The sequence below is a fragment of the Ureibacillus sp. MALMAid1270 genome (assembly GCF_049202975.1).
GTDB lineage: Bacteria > Bacillota > Bacilli > Bacillales_A > Planococcaceae > Ureibacillus.
The window spans coordinates 160918-176312 of sequence record NZ_JBMIRP010000099.1 but is presented as its reverse complement, the minus strand read 5'-3'; the positions used below and the strand labels follow the sequence as shown (position 1 = coordinate 176312).

At 34.7% G+C, this 15395-nt stretch carries 15 protein-coding genes, 1 pseudogene and 1 other annotated feature; all 16 genes and pseudogenes read left to right on the top strand.

Annotated features, from left to right (window positions below):
* The first annotated feature begins 21 nt into the window (after window positions 1-21).
* The 16 genes and pseudogenes from ACOQFO_RS17590 (at window position 22) to ACOQFO_RS17515 (ending at window position 15395) form a co-directional block, all read left to right on the top strand.
* Window positions 22-1068, top strand: a complete 1047-nt coding sequence (locus ACOQFO_RS17590; protein WP_421690979.1) for an acyl-CoA dehydrogenase family protein — start codon at window positions 22-24, stop codon at window positions 1066-1068.
* Between the two features lie 272 nt (window positions 1069-1340).
* Window positions 1341-2165: a sigma-E processing peptidase SpoIIGA gene (locus ACOQFO_RS17585; RefSeq protein ID WP_421690977.1), complete on the top strand. Its 825-nt coding sequence runs from the start codon at window positions 1341-1343 to the stop codon at window positions 2163-2165.
* A gap of 62 nt (window positions 2166-2227) precedes the next feature.
* Window positions 2228-2935 (top strand): RNA polymerase sporulation sigma factor SigE, encoded by a 708-nt coding sequence (gene sigE / locus ACOQFO_RS17580; RefSeq protein ID WP_421690976.1) that lies wholly within the window; start codon window positions 2228-2230, stop codon window positions 2933-2935.
* Between the two features lie 232 nt (window positions 2936-3167).
* Window positions 3168-3947: an RNA polymerase sporulation sigma factor SigG gene (sigG, locus tag ACOQFO_RS17575; protein WP_421691087.1), complete on the top strand. Its 780-nt coding sequence runs from the start codon at window positions 3168-3170 to the stop codon at window positions 3945-3947.
* A 129-nt stretch (window positions 3948-4076) separates the two neighbouring features.
* On the top strand, window positions 4077-4316 hold the full coding sequence (locus ACOQFO_RS17570) for a PRC-barrel domain-containing protein (RefSeq protein WP_421690975.1): 240 nt from the start codon (window positions 4077-4079) through the stop codon (window positions 4314-4316).
* 72 nt (window positions 4317-4388) lie between these two features.
* On the top strand, window positions 4389-5057 hold the full coding sequence (locus ACOQFO_RS17565; RefSeq protein WP_421690974.1) for a YggS family pyridoxal phosphate-dependent enzyme: 669 nt from the start codon (window positions 4389-4391) through the stop codon (window positions 5055-5057).
* 15 nt (window positions 5058-5072) lie between these two features.
* A complete protein-coding gene (locus ACOQFO_RS17560) occupies window positions 5073-5528 on the top strand; it encodes a cell division protein SepF (RefSeq protein ID WP_421690973.1) in 456 nt (151 codons plus the stop codon).
* Window positions 5529-5552: 24 nt separating this feature from the next.
* Window positions 5553-5834, top strand: coding sequence for a YggT family protein (locus ACOQFO_RS17555; protein WP_421690972.1), 282 nt, complete (start codon window positions 5553-5555; stop codon window positions 5832-5834).
* 98 nt (window positions 5835-5932) lie between these two features.
* Entirely contained in the window at window positions 5933-6718 is a 786-nt protein-coding gene (locus ACOQFO_RS17550) for an RNA-binding protein (RefSeq protein WP_421690971.1), read from the top strand.
* A 94-nt stretch (window positions 6719-6812) separates the two neighbouring features.
* Window positions 6813-7298 (top strand): annotated as a pseudogene (locus ACOQFO_RS17545) (DivIVA domain-containing protein); the annotation flags it as partial.
* 205 nt (window positions 7299-7503) lie between these two features.
* Window positions 7504-7780: a binding site (T-box leader), on the top strand.
* Window positions 7781-7852: 72 nt separating this feature from the next.
* A complete protein-coding gene (ileS, locus tag ACOQFO_RS17540; protein WP_421690970.1) occupies window positions 7853-10612 on the top strand; it encodes an isoleucine--tRNA ligase in 2760 nt (919 codons plus the stop codon).
* 118 nt (window positions 10613-10730) lie between these two features.
* Window positions 10731-11207, top strand: a complete 477-nt coding sequence (gene lspA / locus ACOQFO_RS17535) for a signal peptidase II (RefSeq protein WP_421690969.1) — start codon at window positions 10731-10733, stop codon at window positions 11205-11207.
* The gene (locus tag ACOQFO_RS17530; protein WP_421690968.1) at window positions 11207-12121 is read left to right on the top strand and encodes an RluA family pseudouridine synthase; all 915 of its coding nucleotides are present in this window, start codon (window positions 11207-11209) and stop codon (window positions 12119-12121) included. The genes lspA and ACOQFO_RS17530 overlap by 1 nt, the downstream gene beginning before the upstream one ends.
* A 354-nt stretch (window positions 12122-12475) precedes the next feature.
* Entirely contained in the window at window positions 12476-13021 is a 546-nt protein-coding gene (pyrR, locus tag ACOQFO_RS17525) for a bifunctional pyr operon transcriptional regulator/uracil phosphoribosyltransferase PyrR (protein ID WP_421690967.1), read from the top strand.
* A 21-nt stretch (window positions 13022-13042) separates the two neighbouring features.
* Window positions 13043-14365 (top strand): uracil-xanthine permease family protein, encoded by a 1323-nt coding sequence (locus ACOQFO_RS17520; RefSeq protein WP_421690966.1) that lies wholly within the window; start codon window positions 13043-13045, stop codon window positions 14363-14365.
* 151 nt (window positions 14366-14516) lie between these two features.
* On the top strand, window positions 14517-15395 hold the full coding sequence (locus ACOQFO_RS17515; RefSeq protein WP_421690965.1) for an aspartate carbamoyltransferase catalytic subunit: 879 nt from the start codon (window positions 14517-14519) through the stop codon (window positions 15393-15395).

Below are 15395 nucleotides of genomic sequence, written 5' to 3'. Positions count from 1 at the left end.
GAAATTGAAAGGGTGGCTCCTATGGCTATTAATGCAGAAAAATTACATGCAATACTAAATAGAAAATTAAAGCCTTTAGTGAAAAAGGTGGATGAAGAAGCCTTTTATGCTTCAGAATATTTATATGAACTTGGAAAAGCAGGCTTTTTTGACTCATTTCACAAAACGAAAGAGGAAATCTTACTAGACGAGTTATTGTTAGTGAGAGAAACTGCAAAAGTTTGTATGACCACTGCATTTTGCCTTTGGTGCCACCTTGCTTCACTTACATATATTCGTCAAACGGAGAATAAAGCATTGCGTGAAAAGCTTCTGCCGAAATTAGAAAATGGCGAAGTTCTTGGGGCAACTGGTCTTTCAAATCCAATGAAGTTTTATGCTGATTTAGAGAAGCTTCTTTTAAAGGCAGAAAAAGTAGATGGTGGATATATCATTAATGGAATCTTACCTGCTGTTTCAAACTTAGGTGACAATCACTGGTTTGGCGCCATAGCATCATTAAATGACGAGCAAGAAGTAATGGTCTTTGTGAATACGAATAATGAAAACATTAAGTTAAAAGAAAAAGTAAGCTTTGTTGGTTTAAATGGAAGTGCAACGTATAGCTGTCGTTTTGAAAACACTTTTGTAAAAGATGACTTTGTTATTTCGCATAATGCACACCAGTTTGCAGATCAAATTCGTCCAACATTTGTTTTATATCAAATTCCTCTAGGGCTTGGGGTTATGGAAGCTTCCGTAAAAGGAATTAAAAAGGTAAGTGCAAAACAAAAAGGTTGTAATAGCTATTTAAGAGTGCAGGCAGAAGACATATCAAATAACATAGAAGAACTCGATCAACAATTAAAGAAAGCTTTGAAATCTATGAATCTAAAAGAAATTTGCGAGCTACGCTTGCAATCTGTGTATGAAACATTAAATGCGACTCAAGCAAATATGTTACATAATGGTTCAGCAGGGTATATTGAAGGTAGTGTACCTTCTAGAATTTTACGGGAATCCTACTTCTTTGCAAATTTAACACCAACTGTTCGTCAGTTAGAAAAAATGGTAAAACATTTACAATAAGAGTAAAAAACAACTTTGATTATTTGGTTGTAATAAAAAAGTAATTCTATCATCAATAGTAAACGGTAATCGATAACATAAGGTGACAAAATGGTTAATAACATTAGCCATTTTGTCACCTTTAGTTTTATTTTTTATTAATTCAAAAGAAGAACTTGTCGATTTTATATTTATTATGAAAAGTATTGTCTAAAAGATTTTACGTTTATGTACGACCGTTTGACATATTCTACAACTCCCAAATGATAATCTATCAATAGGAGGACGCTAAAATGATTGGAGAATTACTCGTACTATACAATACGTTGTTCAATTACTTTTTATTAAAATTTACACAAGAAATAACGGGATTGTATGTGAAGCGGAGTAGGTTGATCTTTAGTGCATTTTGTAGCGGACTGATCGCGAGTATTTTGCATCACTCTTTACTTGGAGCTGTGCTTAGTTTCGTCATACTAATTGGGGTAGCGTTTTCATTTAACATTCAAACATTATTAAAACAAGGAACAGTCCTATTTATCGCAACATTTTTCCTAGGTGGTTTATTAACTAGTTTATTGCCCTTTTTATTAAATCAATCTGATATTCTTTTTTTCATTTTCTCTACGTCTATCGCATTCATAAGTTTATCTTCTCTTCATCTTAAATGGAGAAAAATGAAACAAGAAAAGATTCAGACTTCCTTTGTTGTTGATTGTGAACTAACACTTTTACAACAATCCTATCACTTAAGAGGTTTTATCGATACAGGGAATGAATGTGTAGAACCAATGAGTCAAAAACCAGTGCATTTCCTCTCGTATAATGCAGTATCCAAAAACTTACCTAGTGAATTTCATGATGCATTACTGAAATGGGATGAAAAAAATCCTTATCAGTTAGGAATGTTTCCGACCGAAGTTTACCCCAAAATACGTATGTTAACACTCTCCACTGTGCAAAAAGAAAAGTCCACAGTACTTGCATTTCGATTTGATCGACTGAAAATAAGTGGAACTACAAATAAAGAAATTCATGATGAATATGTTGTATTTACTCGTAATGATGCGAAATACCCACAAGATGCACAAATGATTTTACACGTTTTAGCGCTATGACAAAGACTTCAGCCTCCAGCAGAAAGCGCACAATTGAACTGATTCATAAAGGGGGAAAATGATTGTTTAAAACCGTAATCGCCTTTTTTCAAAAATTATGGAGTAAGTTTCGTACTAAGGGAACGTACTATATAGGGGGGCACGATTCATTGCCAGTACCATTAACTAGAGAAGAAGAAATGACAGTTATTGAAGCCTTTATGAATGGAGATTTACGAGCTCGAGATACTCTAATCGAAAGAAATCTACGTCTAGTTGTTTACATTGCTAGAAGATTTGATAATACGGGTACACCAATTGAGGATTTAATTAGTATCGGCTCCATTGGTCTTATAAAGGCAATCGAAACATTTAACACAGAAAAAAATATAAAACTTGCTACGTATGCTTCGCGCTGTATAGAAAACGAAATTCTTATGCACTTAAGAAAAACGAGTCGTATGAAAGGTGAAGTATCTCTAGACGAACCACTAAACTCTGATCCTGATGGCAATGAGCTGCTTTTATCGGATATTTTAGGGACAGAAGAAGAGATTATTATGAACGATGTTGAGAAAAAAATCGAACGCGCTACGATGTTCCAAGCAATTAATGGACTTAGCGAACGAGAAAGATACATTATGGAGTGTCGTTTTGGATTAAATGGTAAACAAGAAATGACACAAAAAGAAGTAGCAGATCACTTAGGAATTTCTCAATCTTATATCTCTCGTCTTGAGAAAAAAATTATTTTAGATTTACGCGAACATTTAAATCAACCAATTTCGTAACCTTGGAATTGATTAAAACTTGCTCGAATTACATGATAATTGCCAAAGTTTTTTCCATCTATAATATGCACGATTTCCGTATATATCATCTTTTAACTTGAATAATAATTATGAAGTTATTCAAAATCATTGGATGAAATTGGACGGGTTAATTGTGCATATTCTTTTTTATTCCGGACAAACTTAAAAAACAGTTCAGAGAAATAAATATAGTTCGGAGGAAAAGAAGATGGTGCGAACAAAAGTAGAGCTTTGTGGTGTTGATACAGCTTCTTTGCCAGTACTAAAACATGAAGCAATGAGAGAGTTGTTTGTTCGATTACAAAACGGAGAAGAATGGGTTAGAGATGAACTGGTCATTTGTAATTTACGTCTTGTTCTAAGTATTGTTGGTAGATTTTCTTATCGAGGAGAACAAGCCGATGATTTATTCCAAGTAGGCTGTATCGGTTTACTAAAAGCAATTGATCATTTTGATTTAAAGCATAATGTTCGGTTTTCAACATATGCTGTACCAATGATAATTGGTGAAATCAGAAGACATCTTCGCGATCACCATGCATTAAGAGTATCAAGATCTTTAAGAGATATCGCTTATAAAGCCATGCAAGCAAAAGAGAAATTCATTTCAGAAAATTTATATGAACCAACTATTGAACAATTAGCTGAAATGATTGAAATGAAAAAAGAGGATGTTCTTTATGCATTAGACGCTATTCAAGACCCATTATCATTGCAAGAGCCGATCTATTCTGATGGTGGTGACGCAGTGTTTATTATGGACCAACTGCGTGATGACGATGTATCAGAAGATCAATGGGTAGCGTATGTAAGTGTTAAAGAGAGTTTGCAAAAGTTAGATGAAAGACAACAAATGATTTTAGCAAAAAGATTTTACTACGGTGAAACACAAACGGAAATTGCAAAATCTTTAGGTATTTCACAAGCACAAATTTCAAGACTAGAAAAAAATGCAATTGAAACAATGCAAAAAGATTATAAAATCAATTAAACATAAGCGAATTTTACAAAAGTTAATCATATAATATATCAAAACATTGACGCACTAGGTTAAGCTTAGTGCGTTTTAATTTTTCATTATTTTCTTTCCACTTACATTAAAAAAGAGAGGAGTTATTTGATGAGGTTTTCAGTAGTACAGCAAAAGGAAATTATTGAAGCTTCAAGTGGAAAATTTTTAGGTTTTATTGTTGACGCTGAGGTGGATGAACAAACAGGCAAAATTGTTGCTTTTCTTGTATCTGAACCTAAGAAGTTTTTATCCTTCTTACAAGGGGAGGAACCTGTGAGTAAAGTACTAGTTAGTGATATTCTTGTAATAGGAAAAGATGTCATATTAGTGAAATCCATATATGAATAGTGCTCCCTAATCATTGAAAATTACCATACACATTGATACAATAAATGAAAATGAAGTAAAGTTGGGTTAATAATGGCTAAGATAAGTGATAATTTAACACAAATACAAAGTACTATTGAACGAGCTAAAAAGAATAGTAAATACTCACAAGAAGTAACAATTATTGCTGTTACAAAATCAGTAAATACTGAACGAACAAAAGAAGCAATTGAAAATAATATATTTCACTTAGGTGAGAATAGACCAGAAGGATTATTGGCTAAAAAAGAAGAAATAAAAGATAAAGCAATATGGCATTATATTGGCACCCTACAAACTCGAAAAGTGAAACAAGTCATCAATGAGATTGATTATCTTCACTCCTTGGACAGATTAAGTTTAGCGGATGAAATAGAAAAAAGAGCCGAAAGACCCGTTAAATGCTTTGTACAAGCAAATGTCTCAGGTGAAGAGTCGAAACATGGGTTAACAAAAGAGGATGTCATACCTTTTATCCAATCATTAGCTCAATTTACTAAAATTCAAATTGTCGGTTTAATGACAATGGCACCAAATACAAAAGATGAGACAGTCATAAGAAAAGTATTTTCAGACTTAAAACAATTGCAACAAGAAGTTGTCGAATTACATTTGCCATTCGCACCTTGCACAGAATTATCAATGGGAATGTCTAATGATTATGAAATTGCGATTGAAGAAGGTGCAACTTTTGTAAGAATAGGGACAGCGCTTGTTGGATAGAAAAGAGGGGTTCAAATGAGTATGAAAAATAAGATTAAAAACTTCTTTTACTTAGAAGAAGAGGATGAAGAAGTACAACAACCTGTAAGTCAGCCTCCAGTAAAACAACAAGAGCAACCCGTGAAAAGTCGTACGAAAAAAGAACGGAAAGTGGAACAAGAAACACCATTTAATGTTGTAAGCATTCAATCTGCGAATTCGTTAAAAAATTCAAAAGTTGTAATTGTTGAGCCACGCGTATACGCAGAAGCACAAGATATTGCGGAACACTTAAAAAATAAACGTGCTATTATCGTTAATTTACAACGTATTGATCGTGAACAAGGTGTACGAATCATTGATTTTTTAAGTGGAACAGTATATGCACTTGCTGGAGATATTCAAAGAATTGGAACAGATATTTTCTTATGCACACCTGAAAATGTTGAAGTAAGTGGTGAAATATCGAACTATATGTACGATGATATTTAATAATATTGCGAGGTAATGAACTTTATGGGTTTGATTGATATATTTAACTTTATTTCTTTAATATTTATGATTTACCAATTTATGATAATTGGTTACATTTTAATGTCTTGGATTCCTTCAGCACAGGATTCTAGTGTTGGAAGAATACTTGCAAAATTCGTAGAACCTTATTTAGGCTTCTTTAGAAAATTCATTCCTCCAATTGGAATGATCGATTTTTCACCAATTATTGCGCTTTTATTATTAAGTTTTATTCAACGTGGTGTTTATACTTTGGTGGAATTTATTTATCGTGCATTAATGTAACTATGAAATATGTAATATGAATTTCCCTACGTTTGTAGGGTTTTTTATTTATTGCAAAATGGCACAAACTAATTACTAAAAGTCGTTAAGGAGCAATTATGGAACATCTGATTCAACATTTTAGGAAAGATGAACAACCCTTTATCGAACGTGTAATGGAATGGCAACGTGATGTTGAGTATCGTCATCATATGCGATTAACAGATTTTTTAGATCCACGTGAACAATTCATCGTATCCGCGATTATCGGCCAAAACGATGAGCTTAGCATTCATTCTTATGGTGTGTTTGAAGAACCGGAAAGAAAAAGAATGATTATTTGTCCCTCGTACATGAGTCCGAGCGTTGATGATTTTCAGATAAAGGTATTCTCAATCCATTATCCATCTAAATTTCTTCAGCTAAAACATCGAGATGTATTAGGTGCCTTACTTTCACTTGGCATGAACCGTTCAAAATTTGGTGATATAAAAATTGAAGATGATGTCATTCAATTTGTACTATCAGCTGAAGTAGCAGAATATATTCAAACTAACTTGGTAAGTATTGGAAAATCGAAAGTGCAACTTGAAGAGTTAAATGACATAGAAAAGCTAATCCAAAGTAAAGAAAAGTGGATAGAAAAGTCGTTTACAGTATCATCTATGAGGTTGGATACCATACTATCTACAACATTAAAGATTTCAAGGGAAAAATCTAAACTCTTAATTCAATCAGGTAAGGTAAAAGTAAACTGGACAGTTAGAGAATCTGTTTCGTTTGAATTACAAGAAGGAGATATATTATCTATCAGTGGATTTGGTCGATTAAAGATTCTAACGACAGAAGGCCGTACAAAAAAAGAGAAAATTCGACTTCTTATAGGCCATTTAGAACAAAAATGAACCTACTTTGTTAAAATTTATCAAATAATAATGCGAAGATACTTGTTCATCTGTATAATAGAATAAAATGACCCGAATAAAGGAGTGTAGTTAAATGCCATTATCACCTCTTGATATACATAACAAAGAATTCACACGTGGTTTCCGAGGCTATGTAGAAGATGAAGTAAACGAATTCTTAGATCAAGTAATAAAAGATTACGAGATTATTTTACGTGAAAAGAAAGAGTTAGAAGAAAAAATTAAAACGATGACAGAACGTATGTCACATTATAATACGCTAGAAGAAACTTTACAAAAATCAATTGTTGTTGCACAAGAGGCAGCAGAAGAAGTTCGCCGTAATGCTCAGCAAGAAGCGAAATTGATTATTAAAGAAGCTGAAAAAAATGCTGATCGTATTATTAACGAAGCACTAACAAAATCACGTAAAATCGCTATTGAGATTAATGACCTGAAAAAACAATCTAAAGTATTCCGTAACCGTTTCAAAATGCTAGTTGAAGCACAGTTAGATATGTTAAAGTCTGATGATTGGAATACTCTTATGGAGTACGATGTTAGTTTAACAGAAATTCAAGACCATAAACGAATCGATGAAGATTACACATCTTATCAAGAAGATTCTTACAATAATCATTCATTTTTCGATGAAATTGATGAAAAAAAAGAAATTTCAGATGATGAGTTGAAACATTTATTGTAATAGTGCATATAGTTAAATATACTTGACTGTTACAATTCCTTTTCATATACTGAATCTCGAATATAAAAATGAATATAGTTATTTAGTGTTGATGGAGACAGTACTTTTTGAAAACTGACAAAAGCGATTCGAGGATGGTGAAAGCTCGAACAAGTAATCTTAAAGGAAAATCACTCTTGAACTAAGTCGCTGAAATTTGGAATAGTTTTCGTATTTCCATACGAAGCTTTACCCTATGAATAGTAAGTGATTTCGTCTACACACGACGTTACAGTGTCTAAGAGGCAAAAAATTAGAACGATTAATTTTTTGCGAATTAGGGTGGTACCACGAATGCATAGCTTCTCGTCCCTTTTTAGGATGAGAGGCTTTTTTGTATTTTAAAGACTTAAATCTGAATGCTAACAAAAATTAAGGAGGAAAAAGACATGGTAGAATATAAAGATACTCTATTAATGATGAAAACTGATTTCCCAATGCGCGGAAATCTACCTGCAAACGAACCGAAAATCCAAGAAAAATGGGATGAACTAGATATTAATACGTTAGTAAACAAACGTACTGAAGGCCGTCCTCATTATGTATTACACGATGGACCTCCTTATGCTAACGGTGATATCCATATCGGGCATGCACTAAACAAAGTAATTAAAGATATGATTAACCGCCATCGCTCAATGACAGGATATCATGTTCCATATGTTCCAGGATGGGATACACATGGTCTTCCTATCGAGCAAGCTTTAACAAATAAAGGCGTTAATCGTAAAGAAATGTCTGTTGCCGAATTCCGTAAACTTTGTGAAGAATACGCTTATGAACAAATTGAAAACCAAAAAGCCCAATTCCGTAGATTAGGTGTACGTGGTGACTGGGAAAATCCATATATCACATTAAAACCAGAATTCGAAGCTAGACAAATTGAAGTATTCGGTAAAATGGCTGAAAAAGGATACATCTATAAAGGTCTTAAGCCAGTATATTGGTCTCCTTCATCGGAATCAGCTTTAGCTGAAGCGGAAATCGAATATAAAGATGTTGAATCTTATTCAATCTATGTAGCATTTGGTATTAAAGATGCAAAAGGCGTTGTACCTCAAGAGGCAAAATTCATCATCTGGACGACAACACCATGGACGATTCCAGCTAACTTAGGAATCTCTGTAAATCCAGAATTTAAATATGCAGTTGTCGCTGCAAATAACGATAAATACATCATTGCGAAAGATTTACTTGAAAAAGTAGCAAAAGAATTAGGTTGGGAAACTTATGAGGTTGTTCAAGAAGTACAAGGTGCAGAATTAGATCGCCTAGTAGCAGAACACCCAATTTACAAACGTGATTCTCTAATAATGCTTGGCGATCATGTAACAACAGAAGCTGGTACAGGTTGCGTACATACAGCTCCTGGTCACGGTGAAGATGACTATCAAGTAGGGAAACGTTATGACTTACCAGTTTTAAGTCCCGTAGATAACCGTGGTTGCTATACTGATGAGGCACCTGGATTTGAAGGCTTATTCTATGAAAAAGCAAACCCTGTAATGGTTGAAAAATTACAAGAATTAGGTGCACTTTTAAAAGCTTCAAAATTCGTTCACTCATACCCACATGACTGGCGTACTAAAAAACCGGTTATTTACCGTGCAACTCCACAATGGTTTGCATCAGTGGAAATGTTCCGTGATGAATTATTACAAGCAGTACGTGATACAGAATTCACACCAGCATGGGGTGAAACACGACTATATAACATGATTCGCGACCGTGGTGACTGGGTAATTTCACGTCAGCGTGCATGGGGTGTACCAATTCCAATTTTCTACGCAGAAAACGAAGAGCCAATTATTACACCAGAGACAATCGCACATGTATCGAAACTATTCCGTGAACACGGTTCGAACATTTGGTTCCAACGTGAAGCGAAAGATTTATTACCAGAAGGATTTACACACCCAGGAAGTCCAAATGGTAATTTTACAAAAGAAAACGATATTATGGACGTATGGTTTGACTCAGGTTCATCTCACCAAGGTGTACTTGTTGAACGTGGCATGAAATATCCAGCAGACCTATATTTAGAAGGATCTGACCAACACCGTGGATGGTTTAACTCATCTTTAATCACTTCTGTAGCAATTAACGGCTATGCGCCATATAAAGGCCTATTAACACATGGCTTCGTTTTAGATGGTGAAGGACGTAAAATGAGTAAATCTTTAGGAAATGTCATCATTCCTGAAAAAGTAATGAACCAATATGGTGCTGATATCCTACGTTTATGGGTTGCTTCAGTAGATTACACTGGAGATGTACGTATCTCAATGGATATGCTAAAACAAATTTCAGAAGTGTACCGTAAAATCCGTAACACACTTCGTTTCTTACACGGAAACGTATCTGATTTCAATCCAAAAACAGATCGTGTTGCTTATGAAGATTTACGTGAAATGGATCAATACATGTATATGCGTTTACAAGATGTATTGAAGCAAGTTCGTGCAGCGTACGATCGTTATGAATTCTCTAACGTTTACCATGTTGTAAATAACTTTGTAGCAGTTGAATTATCAGCATTCTATTTAGATATTGCAAAAGATGTCGTTTATATCGAGGGTCGTGACAACCATTCTCGTCGTGCTATGCAAACAGTAATGTATGATACTTTATTAACATTAGTTAAAGTATTAACACCAATCATTCCACATACAACGGATGAGTTATGGTCATATCTAAATGAAGAAGAAGTTTCTGTTCAATTAACAGACTTCCCAGAAGTAGATGAGCGCAGTAACTTCCCACAATTACGTGAAAAATGGAATAAAGTAATCGTACTTCGCGACGAAGTATTAAAAGCCTTAGAAGAAGCGCGTAACGCAAAAGTGATTGGTAAGTCATTAGAAGCAAAAGTATTAGTTTACGCAGATCAAAACGTTGTTGATATTATCAATGATGAAGCAGTAAACTTTGCACAAATTTCGATTATTTCTCAATTACAAGTGGCAGGCAACAAAGAAGACGCTCCAGAGAATGCACTTGTGCTTGAAAAACTTGCAATCGTTGTAGAAAAAGCTGATGGTGAAAAATGTGAACGTTGTTGGTCATACTCAGAAACAGTTGGTCAACATGAAAATCATCCTACACTATGTGTTCGTTGCGCAGATGTAGTTGAAAAATATTACGTTTAATTTACGAAACATTAATAATCCGCCCTCAACAAAATAGAGGGCGGTTTCTTACTTTATTAGGACTTAGTATTGTTTTGTGGTAGAATAATTAAGATATTTTGGTAAACGGGGGTATATTGTGTATATATATTATGGAATTGCCTTACTTGTCATTTTACTTGACCAATGGACAAAATGGTTAATAGTTCAAAATATGCAGTTAGGGGAACGTATTAGTGTTTGGGATCCATGGTTTGGAATATTATCACATCGAAATCGTGGAGCAGCATGGGGAATGCTACAAGGGCAAATGTGGATTTTTTACATTGTCACTATTCTTGTTGTAATCGGTATTATTTATTACTTTCATAAGCAAGCTAAAGGAAAACACTTTTTTGCGGTTAGTTTAATGATTCTATTGGGTGGAACAATAGGGAATTTTATAGACCGTTTATTCCGTGGAGAAGTTGTTGACTTTGTTGATGTATTAATTCCTATTATCAATTATGATTTCCCAATATTCAACATCGCTGATGCAGCATTAACGATTTCAATTATTATGATCATCATCGTGTTATTTAACGAAGAAAGAGCAGAAAAGAAAAAGGTGAAATAATGACAATTGTTACTTATACAATTGATGAAGAAGTTGCAGGAGAACGTATTGATAAAGCATTATCAACTCTTGCTGAAGACTGGTCTCGTTCACAAATTGCAAGCTGGATTACTGACGGTATTGTGAAAGTGAATGGAGAGGAAGTAAAAGCAAAATATAAAGTAAAAGAAGGGGATCTTATTGAGATCGATGTTCCTGAACCGGAACCACTTGAAATCATCCCTGAAGATTTAAATTTAGAAATTGTTTATGAAGATGCAGATGTACTAGTTGTAAACAAACCAAAAGGGATGGTTGTACACCCAGCTCCTGGTCATACAACGGGAACTTTAGTAAACGGACTTATGTATCACTGTAAAGATCTTTCGGGCATTAATGGTGTTATGAGACCGGGAATCGTACACCGTATTGATAAAGATACATCTGGTTTATTAATGGTTGCTAAAAATGACAATGCACATCATTCATTAGTTGAACAATTAGTAAATAAAACCGTAACACGTAAGTATACTGCTTTAGTTCATGGACATATTGCTCATGATAAAGGAACAATTGATGCTCCGATTGCACGTGATCCTAAAGACCGTCAAAAACAAGCAGTTGTTGATAATGGAAAGCATGCAGTTACTCACTTCCATGTAAAAGAGAGATTCGGTGGAGTATATACACTTGTTGAATGTATTTTAGAAACAGGTCGTACACATCAAATTCGTGTTCATATGAACTATATTGGATACCCACTTGTAGGTGACCCAAAATATGGTCCAAAGAAAACAATCGACTTTGGTGGCCAAGTTTTACATGCAGGTGTATTAGGATTTGTACATCCTACATCGAAGGAATACTTAGAATTTGAAGTACCATTACCTGATGACTTTGTCGCATTATTAGACAATTTACGAAAAGAAGGTTGACTAGTAACCGATTAAGGTATATAGTTAGCTTCAGTGAATGAAACAAACGTTACAAACAGTAACGAAGAGTTCAAAATTGAATATTCACCTTTAATTGCAGTCCAGAGAGGCTGAGAAGGTAATTGTGAAGCGTTGAAAGACAACAGCTCTATTGACTATATATGTATCTTACTACATATATCTGGTGAATGCTGTTTATTTAAACGCGCCCGTAAACACAACTATCATCAACCTCTTAAGCGAATGCTTAAGAGGTTTTTTTACTTCTTGATGAAGTTCTCTCTTCTTATGGTGAATGACAAGTATATTTCATCACTGTTAGATCAATCTTAAAAAAATAGAGGAGGATTTATCATGTCACAAACTACAGTACTTTTAGATGGCCCATCAATGAATCGAGCTATTACAAGAATTGCACATGAAATCATCGAAAGGAATAAAGGAATCGATGAATGTATTTTAGTAGGGATTAAAACAAGAGGGGATTTCCTAGCAAAAAGATTAGCAGAGAGAATCCAAATGATTGAGGGAAGACCGATTCGTACGGGAGAACTTGACATCACATTATACCGTGATGATTTATCAACTAAATTCGATAATGGTGAACCTAGAGTTCAAGAAGTTGATATTAACTATGTCGTTGAAAATCAAAAAATTATTTTAGTCGATGATGTCCTTTACACTGGTAGAACTGTTCGAGCAGCATTAGACGCAGTAATGGATTTAGGTAGACCTTCTCAAATTCAACTTGCTGTATTAGTCGATCGAGGTCACCGTGAATTGCCAATTAGAGCAGATTACGTAGGAAAAAATATCCCTACATCAAGTACAGAACGAATTACTGTAAACATCCAAGAAGTTGATGGAGAAGATAGCGTAAAACTCCACAAAGTAGACTAAGAAAAGAATGGAGAAATATAAATGGCTAAACAAGCTGTTCTAGATATCAATGAAAAACCAACAGCTGGACAATTGATTACACTAAGCTTTCAACATATGTTTGCGATGTTTGGAGCTACTATCCTAGTACCTCAATTAGTAGGGTTAAGCCCATCCATTGCATTATTAACAAGTGGTATTGCAACAATTATCTTCATGATCATTACTCAATTTAAAGTTCCTGCATATTTGGGATCATCCTTTGCTTTTATATCACCAATTCTTGTTGTAGCAGGAATAGATAATACAACTGGACAAAGTATCAATCCCGGTAACGCTATGATTGGAGCCATGGCAGTTGGTATTACGTACGCATTAGTTTCCTTAATTATCTGGAAAACAGGGTACAAATGGTTAATGCGTCTATTACCACCAATCGTTGTAGCACCAGTTATTATGGTTATCGGATTAGGATTAGCTGGAACGGCAGTAGGTATGGCGATGAACATTAAAGTAGACGGTGTGGATCAATATAGTGTACTTCATTTCTCAGCAGCACTAGTAACACTGTTTGCAGCGATTATTTTTACAATCTTCTTTAAAAATATCTTAAGTACAATGCCAATCCTTTTAGGTTTAATCGTTGGTTATATCTACTCAAGTATTATCGGAATTGTAGACTTTACAAAAGTAAAAGAAGCGGATTGGTTCGCATTACCAGAGTTCTTAATTCCAGGAGTGCATTACGAATTTAATATTACTTCAACTATATTACTAGGTATGGTACCAATTGTAATCGTAACGATTTCGGAACATATCGGTCACCAATTAGTGTTAGGGAAAGTTGTAAATAGAAACTATATTAAAGATCCTGGATTACACCGTTCATTGTTAGGTGATGGATTAGGGACATTTGCAAGTGCATTACTTGGTGGGCCACCAAAAACTACATATGGTGAAAATATCGGTGTACTAGCAATTACACGAGTATTTTCAGTGTACGTAATCTTAGGTGCAGCAATTCTCGCGATTCTTTTCTCATTCATAGGTAAAGCAATGGCTTTAATCCAAACGATTCCAACAGCAGTACTTGGCGGTATTTCCATCCTATTATTTGGGATCATCGCTTCAAGTGGTTTAAGAATGCTAGTTGAAAATAATATCGATTTCGGTAACAACCGAAACATGGTTATCGCTTCAGTAATATTAGTAATTGGAATTGGTGGAGCAGCTCTAAGATTTTCAGAGACATTCGCAATTGAAGGAATGGCATTAGCTGCAATCGTCGGGGTAATATTAAACTTAGTCTTACCTGGTCGAGAAAAGGAAGTAAAAGAAATCTATGAAACTAGTGATAAAAACTAAATAAAGTAAACCTTTAAAGAATTGTCCAGAGAGGCAAAAAAGGGGATATATGAGTTTGAATGTACTTAATGTTATTCACTCTCTTCCCTCCTGATGCCTCGCTTAATGCGAGGTATTTTTATAAGTAATGAAAACTAGGAGGCAAACAACAGTGAGAAATTTACTATCAATGGAACATTTAACTAATAAAGAGGTTATTGGGATTCTACTCCGTGCAGAAGAGTTTGAAAAAGGTGAACAACCTTCATTAAACCGATCATACAACGTTGCAAATCTATTTTTCGAACCAAGTACACGTACAAGTACAAGTTTTGAAATGGCGGAGAGAAAAGTTGGATGTACAGTTATCCCATTTAGCGCGAGCTTTTCAAGCGCATTAAAGGGAGAAACGATGTATGACACAGTGAAAACGTTAGAAATGATTGGCTTAGACGCAGTTGTTATTCGAGCAGTGGAAGATGCTTACTTTAACGAGTTATTAGAAGGCATTAACATAGCTGTCATCAATGCTGGTGATGGTGTTGGGCAACATCCATCTCAATCTTTATTAGACCTATATACAATTTATAAAGAGTTCGGGAAATTTGAAGGGTTAAATGTAACCATTGTAGGAGATATCACACACAGTCGTGTAGCCAAATCAAATGCGATTGCGTTAAAAAATCTAGGAGTTAACGTTCGCTTCGTATGTCCGCAAGAATGGGCTGGAGATTTTGAAGCGTACCATTCTTGGGATGGACTTTTAGAAGATAGCGATGTGGTCATGTTACTTCGCATTCAACATGAAAGACATGCAGTAAACGAAAACTTTTCGAAAGAAAGCTACCATGAAGAATTCGGCTTGACATTTGAACGTGAAGCAAGAATGAAAAAAGGAGCAATCATTATGCACCCGGCTCCTGTAAACCGAGATGTCGAAATCGCTTCAGGACTTGTAGAATGTGAGCGTTCAAGAATTTTTGAACAGGTTCGAAATGGAGTTTTTGTACGAATGGCTATTCTTGAAACGATTTTGAAAGGAAGAGAATAA